Raw genomic sequence first — 21646 nt, 5'->3', positions numbered from 1 at the left:
CCTGAGCGCCGCGACCTGCGTGTCCGAGAGCTTGTCCACCTGATCGGCCGTGAAGGCCTTGACCTGCGTCGTGGTGAGCGCCGTGATCTGAGCCGGCTTGAGTGCCGCCAGCTGGGTGTCCGAGAGTTCGCCGATCACGCCAGCCGACAGGCCCGTGACCGCCTTGGCGTTGATCGCGCCGATCTCCTCAGCGGAGAAAGTTGCGACATCATCAGCCCCGAGGGAGCTGATCTGCGCGGCGCTCAAGGCAGAAATCTGAGTGGCGTCAAGAGCCTCGATCTGCTCCGCGCTGAGACCGCTCATCTGCGCCGTCGTCAGAGCCTTCATTTGAGCCGCCGAGAAGCTCGTCATTTTCTCACTGTCGATTGCGAGCAGCTGCTCGACGCTCAGGCCGGAAATGGCTGCTGTTGAAATCGACTTCAGCTGTTCCCCTGAGAGAGCCGCGACGTCCCCGCTGTCCAAAGCGGCAACCTGAGCCTTACTGAGCGCGTTCACCTGCGTTAGCGAGAGCGCCTGAACGTCCTCTTCAGTAAATGACTTGATCGATTCGGGGGTCAGTTTCTTGATCTGAGTGATGGTCAGGGAAGAGACGATGGTGGTCATTTTGCGCGCCTATAACGTCGATAGGTTGATACCTCGCTCTTTCGGACAGCCCGATCTGCAGGGACTGTTAAGATCCGTCCCCGCCTACCGGCGAGCCCTTACCGATCAGCACATACGCAATGAAGTGGCATACGCGCATGCACGACGTTGGAAAGGCCCGGATGGCCGAAAAAGCTGATTTGGAACATGGCCTACGAGAGCCCACGCGCGGGGAAAGGCATCATGCGTAAGGGCCCGTTGGACCCTTATCCCAGGCGTCTGTACATAAAGCTCTGTCAGAGTCTTTGCCTCTGCAGAATTCCTTCTGGCGGTCAGTACTGAATCGTAGAAACTTCGCCAAAAACGCAACATGATCTTAGGTAAGCTCAAGTTAACGTTAGGTTAAAATATCGGTAAGATCACCTTTCGAAGAACAGCATTGTTAAGTGGCATGAAAGATTGAAGGCCAAGAGTGGGCGTCTCTCCGGCGACCCGCAGGAGGTCCACGCTCTGTCCGTCAGATTCCACCGAGTCGAAGCTTTGTGATGCTCATCATCAGATCCACACTGAAACCCTGCTGGACCGATGATTGGTCGAACAGCGTCAGCACAGGTGCGGAAGTCATCGTGCTGGGATTGCTCACGTCCCACATGGCATTGAAACGCTGAATCAGCTTATCGACTTTCTTGGGATCCTGAAAATCCTTGATGTCGATGTGCTTCTCGAGGTTTCTGACCTGGATGTCGAGATCAGCCTTGGAGGCATTCTGCGGAATGTTGAAGGTGGTCTGAACGAACTTGAGCAGCGCCTTGTCGGCCAGCAACCCCATCGTATTTGTGACAGACGAGGCCTTGCGCTTGAAATACATGGCGAGCTGCACGCCTTCGTTCTGCTCGCCCTCCTTCTTTTCGAGAGTGATCTGAACGTATTTCTGCACCGCCTCGGTGGTCGCACTTGGCGCCGACGTCGCTGCATCTCCCTTTGCTTTGAAATCGAAGGCTCTGGCGAATTCCTTGTAGAGCGGGTTCGACATTTTGTTCGCCATGCTCCTTGGATCCGTCAAACCCTCCTGGAGCATCTTCTTGATGAGCCCTTTGCCAAAGGCCATGTCTTCAAGACCATAGGCTTTCATGGCGAACTTGAAGATACGATCGTTCTTGACGAAATCTTCGATCGTTTTGATGCTCTTGATGTTGGCTTGATAGTATTCTATCTCGCGCTTCGTTGCCGGTTCCTTTTCGATGAGGGCTTTCGTGCGCGCCAGATCCTTGGTGACGAGGTGGTAGCGTGTGGATGTGCTGATCATGGCGGATTCTTTCAGCGCTGAGGCATGCTGTCACTAGGTGAGAGGCGAATCATCGGTCGCTTTCGCGAAGAATATCGGCGCAGTCTTTCCTGAACCTGTCAGCAACGCTGCTTGTATCTTTCGGGTCGAGCCGGAACTCGTGCTGTTGAGTCTCATAACGATAGTTCGACAGCTCGATTGTCAGGCTTTTCGCCCCAGCGAGCTTCTCGACAAAATCGCGAACCTGGGCGGGATCCGGCATCTGGCCGTGCCGCTCCCGGTAAATCCACTGCCCGACCTCGGGGCCATTGTTGTCGAACCAGTAGACGGTGCTTCTTCCGTTCGGATCGCTGCGCCCCAGGAACTGTTTCTGGGCAACTGCCACCGTCGTAAAGGGAATCGGACGCTGATCAGATTCGGATGCGAAACGCTGACAGGTGAGCCAGAGCAAGGAGCCATTCTCCCCTCGCAACCGGACGAAGACGGCTTGAGGCTGCCCCTCGTCATCGTGCTTCAGGACATAGTCCCATGAACCGAACCAGGTGGCCAATCCATGGCTCTCGCTGGAAAAGGCTAGCCCGGCAATGCCAGCTGTCAGCCCTGCAGCCAGCAGCTTACAACGGGACAGGAAGCGGAATGGTCGCATGACTGACATGATGCGCTCTTCTCAGACGAAAGGAGCCCCGCCTTTCACAAGGCGAGGCTCCCTTCAGGTCGATTCTCAAACTCTTACTGGAAGAGCTTCAGGATCATCTGGCTGTTCTGGTTAGCCATCGAGAGAGCCTGCACGCCGAGCTGCTGCTGGGTCTGCAGAGCCTGGTAGCGGGTCGAGGCCTCGTTCATGTCGGCATCGATGAAGGTGCTCACGCCGGCCGTCAGCGAGTCGGAGAGCACACTGATGAACTCTTCCTGGGTCTCGAGCAGGGCCTTGTTGGCACCGAGGATCGACGAAGCCTTCGTCACCTTATCGATTGCCGTGTCGATGGTCTTCAGAGCAACGGCGAGCTCAGCAGCAGAGGCAGTCTCGATGTCGAGCTTCATGACCGAACCTGGCGACGCCGGATCGAAGGCGTCAGGATCTGCGTCAGCGGCCGCGCCGTTGAGGATACCTGCGTCATCAACGAGCACGCCGTCCGCATCAAGCTCCAGCAGCTGCAGATCGGAACCGGTGATTTCGAGGAAGCCAACCTCTTTGGTGCTGCCATTGTAGGACGTCACCAGAGAAATGGTCCCGGGAGTTTCACCGGCGAGCCAGTTCTGACCGTTGAAAGTTGCCGACCGTGCAGTGCTCTCCAGACCCTCGATATGACCATCGAATTCGGTCTGAATTGCAACCTTGTCAGCACCCGGCTGGCTCGCAGAAACGAGGCCGTCCTTCATCTTGTTGAGGTAAACGAGGGTCTTGTCGAGTGCCGAAGTGAAGGTGTCGATCATCGACTTGGACTGGCCGATGGCGTCCTTCACAGCGCCCAGCGCACCGTTGTCGGACTTCATCTTGGTCGAGATCGACCAGTACGAAGCATTGTGAGAGGCCTCACCGACGCGCAGGCCGGTCGAGATCTGGCCCTGCGTCTTGTTCATGGAATTCTGCGTCGTCTTGAGCGACTGCAGGGCGGTCATGGCGGAGAGGTTTGTGTTGATCGAAGACATGTGCTTCTTCCTTGAATGATGTGATTGTTCAGGGAATGTCGGGATCTAACCGACCCAGCGGAGTGGCTTCATGCCTCGAGAGAATCTCGATCCGCTGCTCACATGACATCCGGGCTTTTACCGGCAAAATGGAGTGGCATCATGCCTAGCCTTCACATGAAGGCGTACCATAGTGCTTTCTCTGCACCTGGAGAGTCTTACGCTCTCCGTCTGCGGTGCTTGCAGTTCTTGTCTATCAACCCCCTTCTCCAGCGTCAAGCATCAAAATCAGAACTGGAGCAGAAATTTTTGGTGTTAATCTTTTGTTAACTATACGAGGCGGGGCTGTTTACTTGTCGAACGCACCACATAGATGTGAAGCGATGCAACTCGGTGCCTGAACTCTTCGATAAACGTGTCTACACGACCCGATTTACCGCCCGCCAACGGCGAACATCTTTGGGGCGGCGCTTGAAGCATTCTTCGAATACAAGCCGCGATGAGCAGGATCGAGCGTCAGGGCGTCGGTCACGCCGAGCACCGTCTCCGATGCACCGAGCAGCAAGGAACCGTCCGGCGCCATGACATTCGCGATCCGGCGCAGCACATCGGCCTTCAGGTTGGCATCGAAGTAGATCAGCACGTTGCGGCAATAGACGATGTCGAACTGCCCCAGGCGATTGAAGTCCTCGATCAGGTTCAGATAGCGATAGTCCACCATCGAGCGGATCTCGGGCGCGATCTGCCACTGATCGCCCACCTGCGTGAAGTACTTGACGAGCAAACGGATCGGCAGGCCGCGCTGCACCTCAAACTGATTGTAGAACCCGGCCTTCGCCCTTTCCAGAACCTCGGTGGAGATGTCGGAGGCCACGATCTCGATGTGCCAGCCCGGCATGCGAGGCGCAGCCTCCTTGAGCAGCATGGCGAGCGAATACGGCTCCTGACCGGTGGAGGCCGCGGCGCACCAGATCCGCAGTCTGCGGGTCGATGCACGTTCCTTCAGGTATTTCGGCAGCAGGACATCCTGGAACAGATCGAACGGGGCCTTGTCCCGGAAGAAGAAGGTCTCATTCGTCGTCATTGCCTCGATGGTCGCCTTCTCGAGGGCCATTGACCGCCCTGCCCTGATCTCGCGCACCAGATGCGACAGGCTGTCGAGCTTGAACCGGGTGCAGACCGATGAGAGACGGCTCTCCACGAGGTATCGCTTGTCCGGAGACAGCGCCAGACCCGACTTTGTCTTAAGAAAGGCGCGCAGCGCGTCGAATTCGGCCTCGGTCATTTCGAAGATCCGGTGATGTGGCCCTTCAGAGAGCGGCCGATGGATTCCAAGGGGAGGATCTCGTGGGCCAAACCGGCCTTCACGATGCTTCCCGGCATGCCCCAGACGATGCTTGTGGCTTCGTCCTGCGCGATGATCGTGGCGCCGGCCTTCGTGAGGTGGCGCGCTCCGTGCGTTCCATCCGACCCCATTCCCGTGAGTACGGCCGCGATGGCAGAGGCGCCGAACACGCCAGCCGCCTCCCGGAAGAGCACGTCAACGGCGGGACGGCAGAAATTCTCGGGCGGTCCGTCATTCAACCGGATGACGGCCTTGCCACCGGACGACACCACGCCCATGTGCCGCCCGCCGGGAGCAACCAGGATGGTTCCTGGAGCGACGGCATCCCCGTCCCTCGCCTCGCGGGCCGGAACGGAAAGAAGCGCCTGCAGGTGCTCGGCGAAAACGGCCGTGAACATCGCGGGCATGTGCTGCACGATCAGGACCGGGATGGTCGAGAGGGCTGGCTTGAGATCGAGCAGAACCCGTTCAACCGCGCGAGGGCCGCCGGTGGAGGATCCGATCAGCAGGCATTGCGGTCTCACCGTGCCAGGCCTTGCGGCAGGCGGAGCGAACGATGTCGAAGCGACAGGGATGACCGGCGCCAACACTCTTGCCTGGCGGCTCTTGGTCTCGCCGAGGGCGCGCAGCTTCTCGATGAGATCGCGCCGGAAGTCGGCGGCGGCTCCCGCCGCCCGCGCGCTCTCCGGCTTTGCCAGGTAATCGACCGCTCCCAGGGAGAGGCACTTCAGCGAAATTTCCGCATTCCTTTGTGTCAGGGTCGAGATGACGATGACTTTGCTCGCCGGATGAGCCTTGAGGATCATTGGAAGTGCCGCAAGACCATCGACCTCAGGCATCTCGATGTCGAGGAGGATGATTTCAGGCTTGGAGCGCTCGGCGGAATCGACCGCCATGCGCCCGTTCGAGGCCGTGGCGACGATCTCGAAGCCTCCGGCCTCGGTGAGCCAGCGCGCGATCATCCCACGGATGACGGCGCTGTCGTCGACAATCATGACACGCGTCGGCCTGCTCTGAGCGGGACCGGACTGAACGACAGGAGCAACCGACATGGTATCACACGGAGTGGGTGGCAGGGAGGACGCCGAGTTCCAGGAACTTGGCTGCAAGGATATCCTTGTCGAACGGCTTCATGATGTACTCGTTCGCTCCGGCATCCAAGGCGCGCGTGATGCGATCGATATCGTTCTCCGTCGTGCAGAACACGACCTTCGGAGCCTGCCCTTCCGGCGTTGCGCGCAGACGCTTGAGGAAGGTGTACCCGTCCATGACGGGCATGTTCCAGTCCAGGAGGATCACGTCCGGCATCTCCGCCTTGCACGCCTGGAGACCCACCTCACCGTTCTCCGCCTCTGCGACCCGAAAGGCGAGGCTTTCGGCAATTTCACGGGACACTTTCCGGATGACGCGTGAGTCATCGATGATCAAGCAATAATTCATGTGCAATATTTCCTGTTCCTGAGCAGTCCGGCTTATGCCGGTTAGGAACGAATGGCGGTCTTGTCGACGAAGTTGAAGTTCTCGACCAGGATTTCCTTGACGATCTCGGCTCCCAGACGCTTGTTGATCTTGTCTCGAACGTTGCTGATCATCCCATTCACGTTGTATCGGGAGAGCTTCCTGAAATCGAGGGTCTCGTCAGCGTAGACATGCCGGAAAACCTCGTCCTGGATGAAGGCTTCGGGAGGAATCGAAATCTCCCGCAACGTCTTGGCGTCGGCCGTGAAGACCAGATTGGCGATCACGTATCCCTGAACCGCCCCTTCAGCAATGACCGGAATGTTCATGGCCGGCAGCTTCTTGTACTGCAGGCCTTCATAACTTCCTTTGTCCTCGACAGGCGCCTTTCCCACGGTCCACGTCACCGCCGCATAGCACGAAGCCAGCGTGACGGCGCAGACCCAGAAGCCTGCCATGACGTTCTTGATCATGCGCCGTAACCTGCCTTGGCGACATGAGCCGAATAGGTGCTGTCGGACTCAGCCTTCTGAATCGCGTTCGAGATGATGCTCGCGACCTCCTGAACGGCATGCATGTGGCGCCGGAGGATATCCTGGTTCTGCTCGATCTTACCCTGCAAGTTTTGAAGGCGCTTGGTCGCCTTAGGATCCAGCGCGCTGATCTCGGCCGTCCGCACGATCCGGCTGATCTCGAGAAGGCACTGGCTCTTGCGACGGTTGAACTCGTCCAGGTTGGAGAGGTCCCGCGCCATGAGCGCCGCGGTCTCCATGTCGAGCGTTTCTTCAAGGCGGTCCAGCGATTTCATCAGCATGGGCATGTTCCTTTGTTCGAATGGTCTCTCGCAGCTGGCGTCATACCTTGCCGAGCAGGGTGTTCATTGACTGCTCTGATCCCGGAGGTATGGCCGAAGGGCCGTGCTTGCGGGCGTTGAGAAGCCTCTCGGCGATCCCGATGCCTCCGGCTTTCGACAGCTGCCCGCCGATCTGCTCTGCCAGCATGGATTTCCAGATCGAGCCTGCATTGCCCTTGCCATAGGTATTCTCGGCATCCTTGGGCAGCATCGACTCGACGAAGGTCTGCAGGATATAGGCTTCGAACTCCTGATGGGCTTTGCGCACCTTCTCGGCGTTCGCAGTCTCGGCATCGTTGCGCAACGAGTTGCGGAGGGAGTAAATGTCGGCGCCAGGCATCATGACGGGCTTGTCCGCCAATTCCTTCACGGCGTCGGCGAAGCTGGCGCCCTCCGCGGGCGGCGCGCCTTCCATGAGCTTGCGTGAGGCGGCCTGAAGGCGCGTCGGGTCGGCCGCTCTTGCAACGTCGCTGATAATGTCTGAGGGCGGGCTGATCGCCATCGCGTCACTCTCGGTTCTTGCGTTTGGTAATCTCTACATCATCTAGCTTACGGGAAGCTTGCGCGGCTGCCCTTCGCAAGAGTCTCAAGGATCGCCGCGAGATCCTTCTTTTCCGTCTCACGCCGGTCCTGACCTTTCAGGTTCGTCAGCATCTTCTCGGTCCGCTTTGCCTGCATGGCTTTGTCGAGGGCAACGGCCTTCTGCGCCACCTTCGCCTTCTCGACATGCCCCTCCTGCGCCGAAAGAGCCTGCAGCCGCTTGGCGGCCACATCCACGAACAAGCCGTGGAGGGTTTCGTGATCGTTCATGGAGTGAATGATCGCTTCTTGAGCCGTCCTCAGCTCTACAGCTTCCCTTTCGAGAAGCGAGACCTTCAGTTCGGCCTCCTGCTTAAGGCGCTCTTGAACCTTCAGAATGCGGTCGATCTTACGGATTCGCTGCTTCATGTCGCCTATCCGCTCCGGAGCCAGGCGGAGAACGCATCCATGAAAAGGAGGACATAATCCTGCGCGGCGAAGTAGATGATGAACAGACCGCCGAGCATAATGAAGGGCGTTGCCAGGAAGTAGACCGGGATCTGCGGTGTCAGCTTGTTGGTCAGACCGACCGCCAGGTTGACGATTACGGAATAGACGATGAACGGACTGCTGATCCTGAGGGCCAGAACGAAGGCGTCGGCGATCTGGTCCACCAGTTGCGTCAAGGACAGGCGCGCACCGAAGCCCTCACCGATCGGCAGGCGCGTATAGGATTCCACGATGCCGCGGTAGAGCTCCCAGTGTAGGTCGGAGAAGAACAGAACCGCCGTTGCGGTCATCATGATGAAGGAGCTGATCGGCGGGAGAGGCTCGGCTTCATCAATGGGTGTTCCGGGCATGCCGCCCAGGCTCAATGCCATGGCAACGGCGCTCAGCATCGTCTGCAGGGCCAGGAAGTAGACCCGCCCCAGCAGTCCGATCAGGAGCCCGGTCAGCAGCTCTGCCCCGATTGCGGCGAGCATCGTGGCGGGCGCGAGCCCCGACACATCACCGCGAAGCTTCGTCAGCAGAACTGGAGCCAGGGCGAGGCTCGTCGTCAAGGCAATGAACAGGCGAACATGAAGCGGAATCCGAGAACTCGAGAAACCGGGGGCGATGAGCAGGCAGCCGCCGACCCGGCAGAAGATCAGGAAGATCCCGAGCAGGATCTCGGAAGTCGCTTGAGTCACGAGATCGTCCCAAGGGAATTGACCTCCACACCGCGGGCGATTTCCAGATGAGACAGGACGGGGAGCGAAGAGAACATGCGCTCGATGATCATCCGTACATAAGGGCGCGCGTCCGGCGCCGTCACGATGGCGAAGCTCTGAACCTGCCCCATTCGAGTCTTGATCGCATCAGAGGCTTCCGCGCCGAACTGCTCGACGAGGCGTGGATCGATATCGAACTCGACCACGTCGCCCTTGGCATCGCGTTTGAGGCTCTGATGGAAGGCAATATCCCACTTGTTACCCAAGCGCAGCACGTTGAGGGCACCTCCTTCGGCCAGATCGCCGCAGATCTGCTGAGCGATGCGCACCCGAACATGCTCCACCAGTTGCTCGGCCCGACGCGCATGAGGAGCGATCTCGGCGATTGCCTCAAGGATGAGGCTCAAGTTGCGGATCGAGACCCGCTCGGCCAGCAGAAGCTTCAACACGGCCTGGAGGCCCGAATAGGAGATCTGCGAGGGGCAGATATCGTCAAGCAGCCGCTTGTACTCGGTGTCCAGGCCGTCCAGGAGATTGCGGACGTCCTTGTAGGAGAGAAGCTGCGGAAGGTTGTTGCGAATCACTTCGCTCAGGTGCGTGAGCAGGACCGACGCCCCATCGACCGTCGTGAAGCCCTGCCGCTTGATCTCGTTCATATAAACGTCGGAGATCCACAGCGCCTTCATGCCGAAGGCAGGCTCGCGCACCTCGTCGCCGGGCACGTCTGGCATCGGGCCGTCGCCAAGCACGACGAGAAGGTCACCGGGCCGGATCTCCTGCGTCGCCACCACCGTTCCATGAATTTTGATCTGGTAGCTCTTCGGCGGGATCATCAGACTGTCGGAGAGCTTCACGTCCGGAAGAACGAAACCGTAATCCTGGGCAAATTTCTTGCGCATCTTGCTGACGCGATGCGCCAGATCCCCATGCGAACTTGCAAGATAGGATGCGAGATGCTTGCCGAGACACACTTCGATCTCCGCAAGCTTCAGGGACTCTTTCACTGAATCCCGCGATTCCAGCAAGTTCTTCTGCTGCTCCTCAGCCAGCTTGCTCTTGGCCTTCGCTTCCTGATCGGCCCGCTGCTTCGGAATTGCATAGGCGATGAAGCCCATGCAGCCGCCCAGCAGAAGGAAGGGAATCATCGGAAGACCGGGCATGATGGCGAACACGAACATCAGCCCGGAGGCGACCATCAGGGCACGCGGATAAGCTCCCAGCTGATCGAGAACTGCCTGCTGTGCCTGCCCTCGCGTACCGCCTTTCGAGACGAGAAGGCCTGCGGCCAGAGAGACGACCAGGGCCGGGATCTGGCTGACGAGGCCGTCGCCCACGGAAAGCTGCGTGAACACGTCGGCTGCTTTCGACAAAGGCATGCCATGGCGTGTCACGCCGATGATGATACCGCCGAAGATGTTGACCGCGATCGTGATCAGGCTCGCGATGGCCTCGCCGCGGACGAACTTGGAGGCACCGTCCATGGAGCCGAAGAAGGCGCTTTCCTCCTCGAGCTCCCGGCGCCGCCTCTGGGCCTCTTTCTCGTCGACCAGGCCCGCAGAGAGATCCGCGTCGATCGCCATCTGCTTGCCGGGGATGGCATCAAGGGTGAATCGGGCACCGACCTCCGCGATACGGGTGGCGCCCTTGGTGATGACCAGGAAGTTGACGGTGATGAGAATGATGAAGACCACGATACCGATGACGAAGTCACCGCTCATCACGAACTGGGAGAAACCGCTGATCACATGTCCGGCCGCATCGACGCCTTTGTGCCCATCAGAGAGGATCAGACGGGTTGATGCGATACTGAGAGCAAGCCGCAACAAAGTTGCAATAAGAAGAACGGTCGGAAAAGCCGAGAACTCGAGTGGCTTCTGAATCCAGAGGGCTACCATCAGGATCAGGACGGACATAGCGACCGAGAGGGCGAGACCCATGTCGATCAGCAGGGGGGGAATCGGCAGAAAGAGAATGGCCAGAATGGCCACCACGCCGCTGGCGAAAGCCAAGTCCCTGCTGCGGCCCAGCGCTGTAGTTTGAACTGCTTCCATGTGCCTGTCAGCTCACCGATTGAACGTTGAACCTGACAGATGCACCACGAAGCTTGCGCGGAGGTCGCAAGCTCTCGAGAGTCGGGAGCGTATCGCCATCGCTCCCTGAAGAGGGCTCCGGCTGCCGCTAGAACCCTGTTACAATTCGGCCGTAGACGAGTTCCGTGAACGCAAAGATCTGGGATCCGACGAACGAGCCCGTCACCAGAGCGACAACAAGAATTGCAATAATCTTCGGGATGAACGTGAGAGTGACCTCCTGGATCTGTGTCAGCGCCTGAATCAGCGCGATGACAATACCGATGACCATGGCGGCGCCCACGGCCGGCCCTGCTCCGATGATGACGGTCCAAATCGCAGCGCGGACCAGTTCCAGGGCGTCGACTTCGTTCATGTCAGCTCACCACGATGCCCGGGCCGAGCAGGACGTTGTCGCCGCTCGTCAGCCTCGCCACGGCTCCCTCGTTGGTGATGACCACCGAGCTCACCTGCCCGGAAATCTTGCCGTCTGCAGTTGTGACCGTACGACCGATCACACCGTCAGCCTGGGACAGGGCCGACGATGCCAGCAAGGCATCAAGCTTGGCGTTGCTCTGCACCGTCTGCTCCACCTGGGAGAAGGTTGCGAGCTGAGCCATGTACTCGGTGGACTTCATGGGCTCCGTCGGGTCCTGATTCTTCATCTGGGCCATCAGGAGCTTCAGGAAGTTGTCGTAGGTCGCCGTGGCGGTCGATTGGCTGGTCGCGCTCAACCGGCTTGCGGTCGGCGACGATACGGAGGTCACGTTCATGATAGGGCTCCGGGTTTAAGCGGCCTGGACCACTGCGGGAGATGTGGCGACGGAGGTTGCGTCCGGCTCGAACAGGGTCCGGATGAGTTTCAGGGCCTCAAAAATCCTGTCCGCTTGGACCAGATCACCGGCTCTGCGAAGCGCCTCCTTCGTGGGCTCATCGGTCGACATCATCAGAATGGAGTCGTATAGCGTGCGGAAAGCGCCCATCACCTTATCGGCTTCCTGAGGATTGATCAGGATGGACTGCGCGACGAAGTAGAGCTGGCGCATCGGCGTGGTTGCTTCGGTGACTTGGAGCACATGGCTCTCCAGGAGGAAGCGCGCCTCGTTCAGAAGGCTCAAGGTGACCTTTTGGCTCACCGTCAGAACCGCCCCGTTGATGAAAATCCGCTCGCCCGCCTTGAGGGAAAACCGCATCTTCGCTTTCATTTCAGGCCTTCCTGGATCATGGCATTGATATCGATCAGAGCTTCGAGATTGTTGTGCTCACCTCTGACCACACGATCGGATTCACGCATGATCCAGAGGCCGATGGAGATGAGCTGCCCTTTCAATTTATCCGGGAGCCCGTTGTCGGGGTGACCGATATCCTTGATCAGGAAGGTCCAGAGGCGCTGGACGAAGACGATAGCCTCAAGCATTTCCATGGACTGGGACGGCTTGCCGTTGGCCGCCTTCATCTTCGTAATGGCCTGGTCGAAAAGCTGGTATTCGCGATCGCGGCAATCTCTGGAGGAGTCCTCAATAACTTCGGCGTAGGAGAAACGGTACATACTTCACTCCACCCATTACAAATAGTTGATTAGGCTCATGCTCTTGAGTTGAGCTGTCAGGGAGTAGGACGTCTGGATCTGCGTCATCAGCCGATCGACCCTGATCTTCGCTTCGGCCGGGTCGACCGCTTCCAGGTGGATGATCTTCTCGTCGAGAATATCCTTCTGCAGGCTCATCCGATCGTCTGCCTCCTCGACCTTCTCCTGAACGGCTCCGAGCTTCGACTGCATGCCGGTCACGCCCGTGGTGGCTTCGGAGAACGTCGAGATCGCCTTCTGGACCAGAGCTTCCCTGGTTGTCTCACCCAGACGATCAAGACCGAGGTCGAAGATCATCGTATAGGCCATAGCCATCTTCTGGATCCCCCGGTCGTTGGCGTTCGTGGATGCCTCCACCTTCTCCGTCGCGGAGATCCTGCTTTGAATGTTCTGGCTCGATGCATTCGACCAGTCCTGCCAGTTGTCCCCTTCGAAAAGCGCCGCGAAAGCACCATCCAGGAAGGCCTTCATGTCGGCTGGCGTGATCGTCGCCACCGCAGCATCATTCGCCCCAAACCCGAAAGTCGACCTGAACGCCGAGGCGACAGCAGCTTGAGGGCTGCGCGTGACAGATCCCTCGACGGGGACTCCGATACCGTCCACATCCGTGAAGGATCCGGTCACGTCTGTCTTCCCCGTCAGGTCGGTCGACTTCAGCACGAGGTTGCCCGTCACCGGATCACGGGAAGCCTCCACGCCGCTGAGCGTAGTCGCCGTGACGGCTGCATTGATCGACGCGACAAGGTCGTCGACGGTCGCCTCTGCGGCAACGGTGAAGATCTGGTCGGTAGCGCCGCCAACGTTGAAGCTGATAACATCGCCTGTCGACAGACTCGATACGGGAATGCTGACTTCGGCGCGCAGGGAAGGTGTTCCACCTGAGTAGTCGTTGAACGGCTTCTCCTGCGAGTTAATGCCGCCGAAGATGTACTGCCCCCCCACATTGCTGTTCATCGACGACATCATGTTCTGAAGATTGGCTTTCGCCTGGTACATGATCGTCGTGAGACTCGATGAGTTCATGGGAGTCGCAATGAGCGTGTCCATGAACTTGTCGCCATTGGTTCGGATCTGGTCGAGAGCCGTCGTGCTCGACTTCATCCGGAGCAAGATCGAGGCATTGCTGTCGACCAGAGCGTCGATCTCAGCGCGATCCTGACGTAAGGACAGGGTCTGACCGGTCTTGTACCCGAGCTTCAGGCCCACATCCGCTTCACGGCCGCTGACGAGTTCCTTGTTCGCCTTCACGAGGCCCGTCTGCAGCTTGTCGAGCGACGTCTTGGAAGAATTCCAGAGCGCCAGCGTCGAAACAAAGGTCGTTCTCATGTTTAGCCCACCACGCTGAGGAGTGTCTTGAGCATCTGATCGATGATGGAGAGCAGTTTGGCCGAAGCGGAATAGGATTTCTCCAGCTGCAGCATGAGCGCGGTCTCGTCATCCATGTTCACGTCCGTTGCGTTGGATAGCGCCTCGGATGCATGTCCGAGAAGGGTCGTCTGGTACTCAACCCGCTGGTGGGCGCTCTGGCGCGTCGCCTCAAGCCAACTGCCTGAGGATGAGGCAAGGCTCAGAAGCGACGCCTGAGGACCAAATCCCAGGCCAGGGTCGATCGAACGCTGCACCGACATGGCATCCACAAGCCCAGAAAGGCGCCCAGAGAATGCAGCATTCGGGCTGGTGGCCCGGTTGTAGACGTAGTCCTCGCCATTGATGCCGCCGTCGCGGATCAGCTCGAACCTGCCGCCCTCAGCCGGATTGACCGCAGCATTCACCCGGAGCACTCCGGCGAGACCGATGGGAGCCGGCGTTCCGGGCACATCTGCGGCAGCAGGATATGTGAAGACGCCGGGCCTGTCCGCCTTCGCAGGGATCGTCTGATCCTTCTCTGCAAAGGCCTCAACGAGGGTGCGGGCGATCTCGTCAAGCTGCTTCTGGTACGTTACCGTGGCATCGTCGCGCAGCTGGGTCAGACCTGCGATGTTGCCGGAATTCAGCGGCATCGGCGCACCTGGTCCCGTGACGCGAATCCCGTCGATCAGGACATCCGCTCCGGTTATCGCAGGCCCGAATACGGTCGTCCGCGAGAAGGTCACGGTCCGTGGCACCCGGTCGAAGAGCGGGACACCGCTATCCGTGTAGAGAGCAACATCATTGCCGGTCCGGGGAACGACCGTGATGCCGATCTCCTCGGATAGCTGTGCGATCAGGCTGTCGCGCTGGTCCATCGCATCGCTCACGTCGGCCCCAAGAGCCGATCCGCTCATCACCTGGTTGTTCGCCTTCTCATATTTGAGAAGGAGATCGTTGATGCGCGCAACCGAGTCCGCGATTTGACCATCGGCTTCCAGACGGACGGCCTGAACCGTGGACGTCGCGTCGTTCAGGCTCGTCGCCATCTCCGTGGCGGCCTTGACGAAAGCCTGAGCGAGGTCCGGATTATCCGGTGCATTTGAATAGAGCTGGAGGGCGCTGTTCAGAGCACCCATGCGGGCTGCAGGCGATTGATCGAGCTCCGTATCGCCAATGGTCGCGCTGAGCTTCTGCAGCCCTTCGAGGAGGGCCTTCTGGGTCGCAGCGCTGGAGGTGGTCTCCAGCATCTTCGACAAGAGGGCGCTGTCGCTCGCCCGGAGCACCGTGATTCGGGCGAACCCGCCCGTCGTGGTGAGCGCTCCGATCTTGCGGGAGTAGCTTGGGTCAGTGGCGCCAGCCGTATTGCGCGAGACAAGCGCCATCTGCGATTGCGAAGCCTGAAGCGATGAACGTGCCGTGTTGTAGGCGACAGACAGAGACATGGATCAATAGCCCTGGGGCAAGAGAGTGCAGATTACCGCTTCAGGTTCATCAGGACGTCGAGCAGTTCCGACCCGGTCTGGAAGACCTTCGAGTTCGCCGTGTAGCTGGTCTGGGCTTCGATCATTGCCGTGAGCTCGGTGCCGATATCGACATTCGATCCTTCCAGGGCTCCCGAAGCGATCGAGCCGAATCCGGACATCTCCGGGAAGCCGACCTGATATCCACCAGAGGCCGCCGTCGTCTCATAGACGTTGCCGGCTCGGGGGCTGAGGTTGTCGGGGCTCGGGACCGTCGCGAGAGGGATCCGATAGGCACCGACGCGAGTGCCGTCCTCATAAACTGCGTAGACGGTGCCATCAGCGGCGAACTCAACATCCTTAACGGCCGATGGCGCATTGCCGTTGGAGCTGCCGGTGACGTTGTACTCGCCCGCAAGCTGCGTCATGCCAGACATATCGAGGTTGAACGCCTCGCCGCCCGGGATGTTGAAGCTCAGCACGCCCGATCCATCCAGCTTGCCATTAGCATCGAAGTTCAGGTTCATTGTCGTCGAACCCGTCAGAGGCTTGGTGGGATCGCTGCCATTGAAGACGCTGATAGACCATGTATCAGCGTCGATCTTAGAAAGAGCAATGTCGATTTTTATCGGATTGCCGACCTTGTCGTAGACCTGCAACGACGACGCCTTGCTGACCGAGGTGAAAGAGCCGGCCACCGCGGTTCCAGCGGTTGAAGTCAGGACAAGATCACCAGAGACATCCGTCGCGGTGATGTCCGCACCATATGTTGTATTAATTGCTGCAACGACTTCAGTAAGATTCTTCTGTGTTGTGACGGTGAAGCGCTCGGTTACACCGCCAACAGTGAATTCGATCTGTGCACCGGTGCTGATCGCAGGTGCCTCAAGGAGAACACTATCAGGCGGGGTCGGCACGCCGGGCGCGACTGCAACAGCCTGGCCGAAAGGAAGATTGCCCTTGAAGGTGCCGGCCGTCGAGCCCGTCGCCTGCATGCCGAAGGAAGCCATGTTGACCGGCTCGACACCATCGAGGCTGTTCAGGGACGGATCGACAGCCCCCGCTCCCAGCTTGTAGCCCATCAGGGTGAAGCCGGCCGCATTGATCAGGTTGCCGGTCCGCCCGTCTTTGACGAAATTGCCGGCGCGGGTGAGATAAGGAGAGCCGCTCGGATCAGCCACCACGAAGAAGCCATTACCCGAGATCGCCAGATCCGAACCGGACGTCGTATAGGCAATGGGACCCTGGTCGGCGATGGTATAGCGGACGCGGCTCGTGACGGAGCCGGAATTGTAGTTTCCTTCACTCGAAGGCAGGATGAGCGATGAGAACTCAGTCGAGGCGCGCTTGTATCCGGTCGTGCTCGAATTCTGGATGTTTTCGGCGACAGTCCCCAGCTTGTTGGACTGGGCGTTCATGCCAGAGACGCCGCTACGAAGAACGCCATAAAGACTCATGGATAGCTCCTAGGTTTCAGCTTGAACTAAACACCACGACGCTTGTGCGAGGCTGTGTTGGGCCATGCTTTTGATAGGGTTGAAGGGAACATGCTATTGTCTCAGGATCTGGGCGAGATCCATGAAGGCGTCGCGGCTCGCCGGCATGGAGGGATCCTGCCGCAGAGCCTCGTAGATCTTTGGAACGAGCACGACGGCCTGATCGAGCTCCTGATCGTTCCCGGGGTGATATCCTCCCATCAACCTGAGATCGCGCGTGTCCTCGAATCGAGCGATGAGGCTGCGCAGGCGACGGACAAGCTCCTTCTGGTCGGGAGACCAGACGTGATCGGCCAGACGTGAGATGGAGCCGAGAACGTTGATGGCCGGATAACGTCCCTGATCGGCGATGGCGCGATCGAGAACGATATGCCCGTCGAGAGTTCCGCGGATGTTGTCGGCCACCGGGTCGTTGTGATCATCGCCGTCGATGAGCACCGAGAAGATTCCTGTGATCGCCCCTTTGCCCTCCTCTCCCGGGCCGGCGCGCTCGAGAAGGCGCGGGAGATCGCTGAACACGCTGGGTGTATACCCGCGTGCAACGGCGGGCTCCCCCGCAGCGAGCGCCACGTCACGGGCCGCATGGGCGTAACGGGTCACGGAATCGACAATGAGCAGCACCGATTCACCGCAATCGCGAAAATACTCCGCCAGCGCCACCGCCGTTCTCGGCGCCTGACGGCGCATCATCGGGCTCTCGTCGCCGGTGGAGACGACCATGATCGACTTGTGGAGATTGGCCTGGATCGGCCCCTCCAGAAATTCTCTGACCTCGCGACCGCGCTCTCCGACCAGAGCAACAACGATCGTATCGAAGCCGTCGCACTTCGCCAGCATGGTCAGAAGTGTGGACTTGCCGACGCCCGAGCCGGCGAAGATGCCGATGCGCTGCCCCTTGCAGATCGGCGTGAACAGATCGATGGCCTTCACGCCGGTCCTGAGCGGCTCCTTGACCCTGGAGCGCAACATGGCCGATGGGGGCTCGGCATCGTTCTGGACCGTCGTAGTACCTGGGATGAGGCCCCCCAATCCGTCCAGTGGCTCTCCGAGGGCGTTGATCACCCTTCCACGCCAGCTGTGATCAGGGCTTAGTCCGATATTCCCTGCGAGGAACGCCGGCATGCCGAGACCGGCCTCGATTCTTCCATTGAAAGGTTTGACCGTAACGCCGCCGCCATCGATGCGGACGACCTCTCCGATCTCGGTTCTGCCCTGAGCCGAGAACCCGACCCGGTCCCCGAGCTTGACGAACTGAGACAGGCCGGCGACTCGATAATAGCTGGGCGTGACCTCGTTGATGACGCCGCTGATCCTGACCTTCCGTCGCACCCCACCTTCGGTGAGAACAAGCTCTTCAAGCGACTGCAGCGCATTCATGGCAGCCATCAGGAGCTAGGGCCTAGGGTCTTGATCGCATCCATCAGCGTCGACTCGCTCTCCTGAGTCGTTGTCGCCGCGCTCTCGAAGCTTCTCTGAACGGCAATCATCTTGGTCATTTCAAGGATCGGATTGACGTTCGAACCCTCACTGTAGCCCTGCTGGATGCCATTCGTGTTGAAGTCCTGAACGACATCGCCAGGGATGTTCGAGATCACTCCCGAGTTTCCATAGCGGGTGAGCTTGGCGTTGGAGCTCAGGTTGAAGAGTCCGATGGCTCCAACCTGGTTGTCACCTTGGTTGATCGTACCGTCTCGGCCGATGGTGGGAGTTCCTGCCATCGGGTCGAGGGCAATGGGGGCTCCGCCTGCATCGAGAACCTGAAATCCTTCGACCGTCAGCAGATCGCCGTTTTCATTCATCTTGAACCGGCCATCACGCGTGTAAACAGCGCCGTTGGGGCCGTTGAAGGCGAACCAGGCCTCTCCTTGGATCGCCACATCGAGTGGATTGTCGGTCTTGATGACCGGTCCTGTGCGCCGCGAAACAAAGTTCTGACCAGACGATGCGAAGGAGACATTCTCCTTCGCGGCCATGGACAGGATTTCCTCGAATTTCACCTCATCCGCGCGAAAGCCGCCGGTATTGATGTTCGCAACATTGTTCGCGATCGTGCTGAGGCGCTTTTCCATGGCCACCTGGGCGGACAGCGACACATAGAGCGAAGATTGCATCTGAACTCCTCCAGCCTGCGTCCCATGGGACACCGATGCCACGGGGTGGCGCGCCTGCTTCCATGTGCGGCAGCGGCAAACCCGTTGATCAATGCAGGATCCCTAGCCGAGCAGCCTTGCATGAGGCTTGCTCCCACGTTTCCAGCTTCGCGCAAGCCTCCGCGATTAGAACATCGTCAACAGGTTGAACTTCGATAGAGGACTACGGCATTGGGCGTCTTGATCGGACTGGCAGTTGCCATCGGCTCGCTCGTCAGCGGCTATGTCGCCATGGGTGGGCATCTGGCTGTCATCTGGCAGCCTTGGGAGTATGTGATCATCTGCGGCATCGCGATCGGCACCTTCATCATCGCCAATCCCATGGCGCTGGTGAAGGATACCGGGCGTGCAGCCCGTGAGGCGATCTCCGGCACCGTTCCCAAGCGGGAGCACTACCTGGCGATCCTCGGTCTCCTCTACGCCCTGATGCGAGAGCTGAAGAACAGGCCGCGCAACGAGGTTGAGGGCCATATCGATCAGCCCGAGGAATCAGAAATCTTCAAGTCTTTCCCGAGTGTGCTCAAGGATAAGGACCTGACGCTCTTCATCTGCGACTATGCCCGTCTGATCATTATCGGCAATGCGCGCCCTCACGAGATCGAAGCGCTTATGGAGGAGGAGATCTCGACCCTCAAACGTGACCGCACCAAGCCATATTATTCCATCAACACGGTCTCGGAAGCCCTCCCCGCTCTCGGCATCGTGGCTGCCGTGCTCGGAATCGTGAAGGCCCTTGGCGCCATTGACCAGTCTCCCACCATCCTGGGAGGCCTGATTGCCTCGGCCCTCGTGGGAACCTTCGGCGGCATCTTCATCTCCTATGCGTTCCTGTCGCCACTGGCCAACAAGGTCAAGGCGACCCGGGAAAAGCAGACCCGTGTCTACGTCATCGTGAAGCAGGCGCTTATCGCCTACATGAACGGGGCGCTGCCGCAGATCGCCGTCGAGCATGGCCGCAAGGGCATCTCGGTGGAATACCGCCCGACCATCGACGAGGTCGAAGCCGCCACCACGACGGGCGGCCGGTCCGAAGAGCTGAAAGAGGCGGCCTAACCGATGAGCGGGACACAGAACGCCAACGACATCCGTGACATGCTGCTGGACTCGGCGGGCCTCTCTCTCGACCGCCTTCCCATGCTGCATGTCATCTTCGACCGCATGACCACGAGCTGCGCAGAGCATCTGCGTCACATGGCAGCCTCGCCCATGTACTATTCGCTCAGCGGACTTGAGAGCGGGCGAATCACCGAAATTCTCGAGATGTACGAAGCGAATGCGGTTGCCGGCATCTTTCATGCCCCCGAATGGGACAGCCATATTCTGATCGGCTTCGATCGCGATTTCATCTACACGATGGTGGAGGTTCTCTTCGGCTCCGATGGATCCGAGCCGCCCGTCGAGGAAGCCCGCGGCTTCTCCACCATCGAGCTGCGGATGGCGCAGACTCTGTTCGAGCAGGTCGCCAAGGCCCTGCAGGCCTCTTTTGCCCTCGTCGCCGACACCAAGTTCAAGCTCGAGCGCATCGAAACCCGTATGGACTTCGCGGTCATCGGCCGCCGGAACAACCAAGCGGTCGCCGCCAAGTTCCTGCTCCAGGCGCTTAACCGCGGCGGCGAGATGTTCGTCGTCATTCCGCAATCGGTTCTGAACCCGATGCGTAAGGTGCTCTCCCGCGTCGTCTCCGGCGAATCCTCCGGTCGGGATCCGCGCTGGATGAAGCAGATCGCCACCGAGGTGAAGAAGACCGAGGTGACGCTCAAGGCCGTTCTTGAGGAACGCTTCCTATCATTGGGTGAGATCGCTGATCTGAAGGTTGGCGATGTCATCGAGCTGCAGGCGACACCGCGCAGCCGGGTCAAGCTCGAAGGCAACCAGCAAGGCCTGTTCTGGTGCAACATTGGTCAGTCTGAAGGCACCTATGTCCTTAAGGTCGACGAACTCATCGACCAAGAGAAGGAATTCCTCGACGATGTCCTCCCTCGCTAACATCATCCTTTTTCTCGCCCTCGTGACGACCAGCATCATGGTCGCGGTCATGTACGTGAAACTCAAAAGGCTCGACCGATATCATGCCGAGTATCAGCAGATCTTCGACCGAACCGGAGAAGCCCTCAAGGGCGCTCAGACGGCTGTCGTGAGCTTCGGAACTGAGGGCAAGGAGACGCTCGCCATGCTCGCGGCGCGCATTGAGGAGGCCAAGGCGGTCGCCGCCCGGCTGGAGGTCCTCACGCGAGAGGCAGGTCGGCAGACACAGTCACATTCCAATTCTCTAAATTCTTAAGGTCGGACTCCCATGACAAATCCCTTCGAAAGCAAGTCGCAAGACAAAGCTATCTGGCAGCAGGAAAGCGCCATTTCTGCACAGGATGACAAGCTCGGCGGCCGGAATCTGGATTCGATCCTGAGGATCCCGGTCACGATCCAGGTAGTTCTCGGGTCTGCCACCATGCCCGTCGCCAACCTGATGAAGCTCGGCAGAGGCGCCATCGTTCCGCTCGATCATCGCGTAGGCGAACCTGTCGATGTTGTCGTCAACGGCAGGATCATCGCCCGCGGTGAGGTGGTGGTTGTCGAAGACGACAATTCGCGATTCGGCATCTCTTTGACAGAGATCGTCGGCCCTCCGAGCAACGATCTTAACGGCTGAAGTG

At 59.3% G+C, this 21646-nt stretch carries 25 protein-coding genes and 1 pseudogene; 4 read left to right on the top strand and 22 right to left on the bottom strand.

The genetic code is table 11. The annotated features are described in order from the left end of the window. From FHR70_RS01850 to flgF, 22 genes and pseudogenes are all read right to left on the bottom strand, one after another. Positions 1-603, bottom strand: a pseudogene (locus tag FHR70_RS01850) (beta strand repeat-containing protein); the annotation flags it as partial. A 496-nt stretch (positions 604-1099) separates the two neighbouring features. Continuing rightward, entirely contained in the window at positions 1100-1888 is a 789-nt protein-coding gene (locus tag FHR70_RS01845) for a DUF1217 domain-containing protein (RefSeq protein ID WP_183446526.1), read from the bottom strand. Positions 1889-1937: 49 nt separating this feature from the next. Beyond that, a complete protein-coding gene (locus FHR70_RS01840) occupies positions 1938-2417 on the bottom strand; it encodes a hypothetical protein (RefSeq protein WP_183446524.1) in 480 nt (159 codons plus the stop codon). Positions 2418-2596: 179 nt separating this feature from the next. Then, positions 2597-3517 (bottom strand): flagellin N-terminal helical domain-containing protein, encoded by a 921-nt coding sequence (locus FHR70_RS01835; RefSeq protein WP_183446522.1) that lies wholly within the window; start codon positions 3515-3517, stop codon positions 2597-2599. A 412-nt stretch (positions 3518-3929) separates the two neighbouring features. Continuing rightward, a complete protein-coding gene (locus tag FHR70_RS01830) occupies positions 3930-4781 on the bottom strand; it encodes a CheR family methyltransferase (protein WP_183446520.1) in 852 nt (283 codons plus the stop codon). After that, positions 4778-5893 (bottom strand): protein-glutamate methylesterase/protein-glutamine glutaminase, encoded by a 1116-nt coding sequence (locus tag FHR70_RS01825; RefSeq protein ID WP_183446518.1) that lies wholly within the window; start codon positions 5891-5893, stop codon positions 4778-4780. The genes FHR70_RS01830 and FHR70_RS01825 overlap by 4 nt, the downstream gene beginning before the upstream one ends. 4 nt (positions 5894-5897) lie before the next feature. Continuing rightward, a complete protein-coding gene (locus tag FHR70_RS01820; protein ID WP_183446516.1) occupies positions 5898-6281 on the bottom strand; it encodes a response regulator in 384 nt (127 codons plus the stop codon). Positions 6282-6322: 41 nt separating this feature from the next. Continuing rightward, complete coding sequence (locus tag FHR70_RS01815) at positions 6323-6772, bottom strand: hypothetical protein (protein WP_183446514.1); 450 nt, start codon at positions 6770-6772, stop codon at positions 6323-6325. Then, positions 6769-7113 carry a magnesium transporter CorA family protein gene (locus FHR70_RS01810; RefSeq protein ID WP_183446512.1) on the bottom strand — a complete coding sequence of 115 codons (345 nt, stop codon included), beginning with the start codon at positions 7111-7113 and terminating at the stop codon, positions 6769-6771. Before FHR70_RS01810 ends, FHR70_RS01815 begins: the two co-directional genes overlap by 4 nt. 40 nt (positions 7114-7153) lie before the next feature. Next, positions 7154-7654 carry a rod-binding protein gene (locus tag FHR70_RS01805; RefSeq protein ID WP_183446510.1) on the bottom strand — a complete coding sequence of 167 codons (501 nt, stop codon included), beginning with the start codon at positions 7652-7654 and terminating at the stop codon, positions 7154-7156. 47 nt (positions 7655-7701) lie between these two features. Continuing rightward, on the bottom strand, positions 7702-8100 hold the full coding sequence (locus tag FHR70_RS01800) for a hypothetical protein (protein ID WP_183446508.1): 399 nt from the start codon (positions 8098-8100) through the stop codon (positions 7702-7704). Positions 8101-8105: 5 nt separating this feature from the next. Beyond that, positions 8106-8861 (bottom strand): flagellar biosynthesis protein FliR, encoded by a 756-nt coding sequence (gene fliR / locus FHR70_RS01795; RefSeq protein WP_183446506.1) that lies wholly within the window; start codon positions 8859-8861, stop codon positions 8106-8108. Next, entirely contained in the window at positions 8858-10933 is a 2076-nt protein-coding gene (gene flhA / locus FHR70_RS01790) for a flagellar biosynthesis protein FlhA (RefSeq protein WP_183446504.1), read from the bottom strand. Before flhA ends, fliR begins: the two co-directional genes overlap by 4 nt. Positions 10934-11060: 127 nt before the next feature. Beyond that, positions 11061-11327 carry a flagellar biosynthetic protein FliQ gene (locus FHR70_RS01785; protein ID WP_183446502.1) on the bottom strand — a complete coding sequence of 89 codons (267 nt, stop codon included), beginning with the start codon at positions 11325-11327 and terminating at the stop codon, positions 11061-11063. 1 nt (position 11328) lies between these two features. Then, entirely contained in the window at positions 11329-11724 is a 396-nt protein-coding gene (gene flgD / locus FHR70_RS01780) for a flagellar hook assembly protein FlgD (protein ID WP_183446501.1), read from the bottom strand. 15 nt (positions 11725-11739) lie between these two features. Then, entirely contained in the window at positions 11740-12156 is a 417-nt protein-coding gene (gene flbT / locus FHR70_RS01775; protein WP_183446499.1) for a flagellar biosynthesis repressor FlbT, read from the bottom strand. After that, entirely contained in the window at positions 12153-12500 is a 348-nt protein-coding gene (gene flaF, locus FHR70_RS01770) for a flagellar biosynthesis regulator FlaF (RefSeq protein ID WP_183446497.1), read from the bottom strand. Before flaF ends, flbT begins: the two co-directional genes overlap by 4 nt. 15 nt (positions 12501-12515) lie before the next feature. Beyond that, entirely contained in the window at positions 12516-13865 is a 1350-nt protein-coding gene (locus FHR70_RS01765; RefSeq protein WP_183446495.1) for a flagellin, read from the bottom strand. A 2-nt stretch (positions 13866-13867) separates the two neighbouring features. After that, entirely contained in the window at positions 13868-15331 is a 1464-nt protein-coding gene (gene flgK, locus FHR70_RS01760) for a flagellar hook-associated protein FlgK (protein WP_183446493.1), read from the bottom strand. A gap of 32 nt (positions 15332-15363) precedes the next feature. Further along, on the bottom strand, positions 15364-16806 hold the full coding sequence (locus tag FHR70_RS01755) for a flagellar hook protein FlgE (protein ID WP_183446491.1): 1443 nt from the start codon (positions 16804-16806) through the stop codon (positions 15364-15366). Between the two features lie 93 nt (positions 16807-16899). Then, complete coding sequence (fliI, locus tag FHR70_RS01750; protein WP_183446489.1) at positions 16900-18222, bottom strand: flagellar protein export ATPase FliI; 1323 nt, start codon at positions 18220-18222, stop codon at positions 16900-16902. An 8-nt stretch (positions 18223-18230) separates the two neighbouring features. Then, positions 18231-18956 (bottom strand): flagellar basal-body rod protein FlgF, encoded by a 726-nt coding sequence (flgF, locus tag FHR70_RS01745; RefSeq protein ID WP_183446487.1) that lies wholly within the window; start codon positions 18954-18956, stop codon positions 18231-18233. Between the two features lie 210 nt (positions 18957-19166). On the opposite strand from flgF, the gene motA reads away from it, so the two are divergent. From motA to fliN, 4 genes are read left to right on the top strand one after another with little or no spacing between them, the layout of a single operon-like run. Further along, the gene (gene motA / locus FHR70_RS01740; protein ID WP_183446485.1) at positions 19167-20048 is read left to right on the top strand and encodes a flagellar motor stator protein MotA; all 882 of its coding nucleotides are present in this window, start codon (positions 19167-19169) and stop codon (positions 20046-20048) included. A gap of 3 nt (positions 20049-20051) precedes the next feature. Next, on the top strand, positions 20052-20981 hold the full coding sequence (locus FHR70_RS01735) for a flagellar motor switch protein FliM (protein WP_183446483.1): 930 nt from the start codon (positions 20052-20054) through the stop codon (positions 20979-20981). Beyond that, the gene (locus FHR70_RS01730) at positions 20965-21276 is read left to right on the top strand and encodes a hypothetical protein (RefSeq protein ID WP_183446481.1); all 312 of its coding nucleotides are present in this window, start codon (positions 20965-20967) and stop codon (positions 21274-21276) included. The genes FHR70_RS01735 and FHR70_RS01730 overlap by 17 nt, the downstream gene beginning before the upstream one ends. 12 nt (positions 21277-21288) lie before the next feature. Continuing rightward, positions 21289-21642: a flagellar motor switch protein FliN gene (gene fliN, locus FHR70_RS01725; RefSeq protein ID WP_210277445.1), complete on the top strand. Its 354-nt coding sequence runs from the start codon at positions 21289-21291 to the stop codon at positions 21640-21642. Positions 21643-21646: the final 4 nt, after the last annotated feature.

It is taken from the genome of Microvirga lupini, from assembly GCF_014191055.1.
GTDB lineage: Bacteria > Pseudomonadota > Alphaproteobacteria > Rhizobiales > Beijerinckiaceae > Microvirga > Microvirga lupini_A.
The sequence above is the reverse complement of the archived record's forward strand: the minus strand, read 5'-3'. Positions and strand labels throughout refer to the sequence as shown.

Coding starts and splice junctions, on each gene's coding strand:
- FHR70_RS01845 (WP_183446526.1), bottom strand. CDS start 1,888: ATGATCAGCACATCCACACGCTACCACCTCGTCACCAAGGATCTGGCG.
- FHR70_RS01835 (WP_183446522.1), bottom strand. CDS start 3,517: ATGTCTTCGATCAACACAAACCTCTCCGCCATGACCGCCCTGCAGTCG.
- FHR70_RS01830 (WP_183446520.1), bottom strand. CDS start 4,781: ATGACCGAGGCCGAATTCGACGCGCTGCGCGCCTTTCTTAAGACAAAG.
- FHR70_RS01825 (WP_183446518.1), bottom strand. CDS start 5,893: ATGTCGGTTGCTCCTGTCGTTCAGTCCGGTCCCGCTCAGAGCAGGCCG.
- FHR70_RS01820 (WP_183446516.1), bottom strand. CDS start 6,281: ATGAATTATTGCTTGATCATCGATGACTCACGCGTCATCCGGAAAGTG.
- FHR70_RS01815 (WP_183446514.1), bottom strand. CDS start 6,772: ATGATCAAGAACGTCATGGCAGGCTTCTGGGTCTGCGCCGTCACGCTG.
- FHR70_RS01810 (WP_183446512.1), bottom strand. CDS start 7,113: ATGCTGATGAAATCGCTGGACCGCCTTGAAGAAACGCTCGACATGGAG.
- FHR70_RS01805 (WP_183446510.1), bottom strand. CDS start 7,654: ATGGCGATCAGCCCGCCCTCAGACATTATCAGCGACGTTGCAAGAGCG.
- FHR70_RS01800 (WP_183446508.1), bottom strand. CDS start 8,100: ATGAAGCAGCGAATCCGTAAGATCGACCGCATTCTGAAGGTTCAAGAG.
- flhA (WP_183446504.1), bottom strand. CDS start 10,933: ATGGAAGCAGTTCAAACTACAGCGCTGGGCCGCAGCAGGGACTTGGCT.
- FHR70_RS01785 (WP_183446502.1), bottom strand. CDS start 11,327: ATGAACGAAGTCGACGCCCTGGAACTGGTCCGCGCTGCGATTTGGACC.
- flgD (WP_183446501.1), bottom strand. CDS start 11,724: ATGAACGTGACCTCCGTATCGTCGCCGACCGCAAGCCGGTTGAGCGCG.
- flbT (WP_183446499.1), bottom strand. CDS start 12,156: ATGAAAGCGAAGATGCGGTTTTCCCTCAAGGCGGGCGAGCGGATTTTC.
- flaF (WP_183446497.1), bottom strand. CDS start 12,500: ATGTACCGTTTCTCCTACGCCGAAGTTATTGAGGACTCCTCCAGAGAT.
- FHR70_RS01765 (WP_183446495.1), bottom strand. CDS start 13,865: ATGAGAACGACCTTTGTTTCGACGCTGGCGCTCTGGAATTCTTCCAAG.
- flgK (WP_183446493.1), bottom strand. CDS start 15,331: ATGTCTCTGTCTGTCGCCTACAACACGGCACGTTCATCGCTTCAGGCT.
- FHR70_RS01755 (WP_183446491.1), bottom strand. CDS start 16,806: ATGAGTCTTTATGGCGTTCTTCGTAGCGGCGTCTCTGGCATGAACGCC.
- fliI (WP_183446489.1), bottom strand. CDS start 18,222: ATGAATGCGCTGCAGTCGCTTGAAGAGCTTGTTCTCACCGAAGGTGGG.
- flgF (WP_183446487.1), bottom strand. CDS start 18,956: ATGCAATCTTCGCTCTATGTGTCGCTGTCCGCCCAGGTGGCCATGGAA.
- FHR70_RS01735 (WP_183446483.1), top strand. CDS start 20,052: ATGAGCGGGACACAGAACGCCAACGACATCCGTGACATGCTGCTGGAC.
- FHR70_RS01730 (WP_183446481.1), top strand. CDS start 20,965: ATGTCCTCCCTCGCTAACATCATCCTTTTTCTCGCCCTCGTGACGACC.
- fliN (WP_210277445.1), top strand. CDS start 21,289: ATGACAAATCCCTTCGAAAGCAAGTCGCAAGACAAAGCTATCTGGCAG.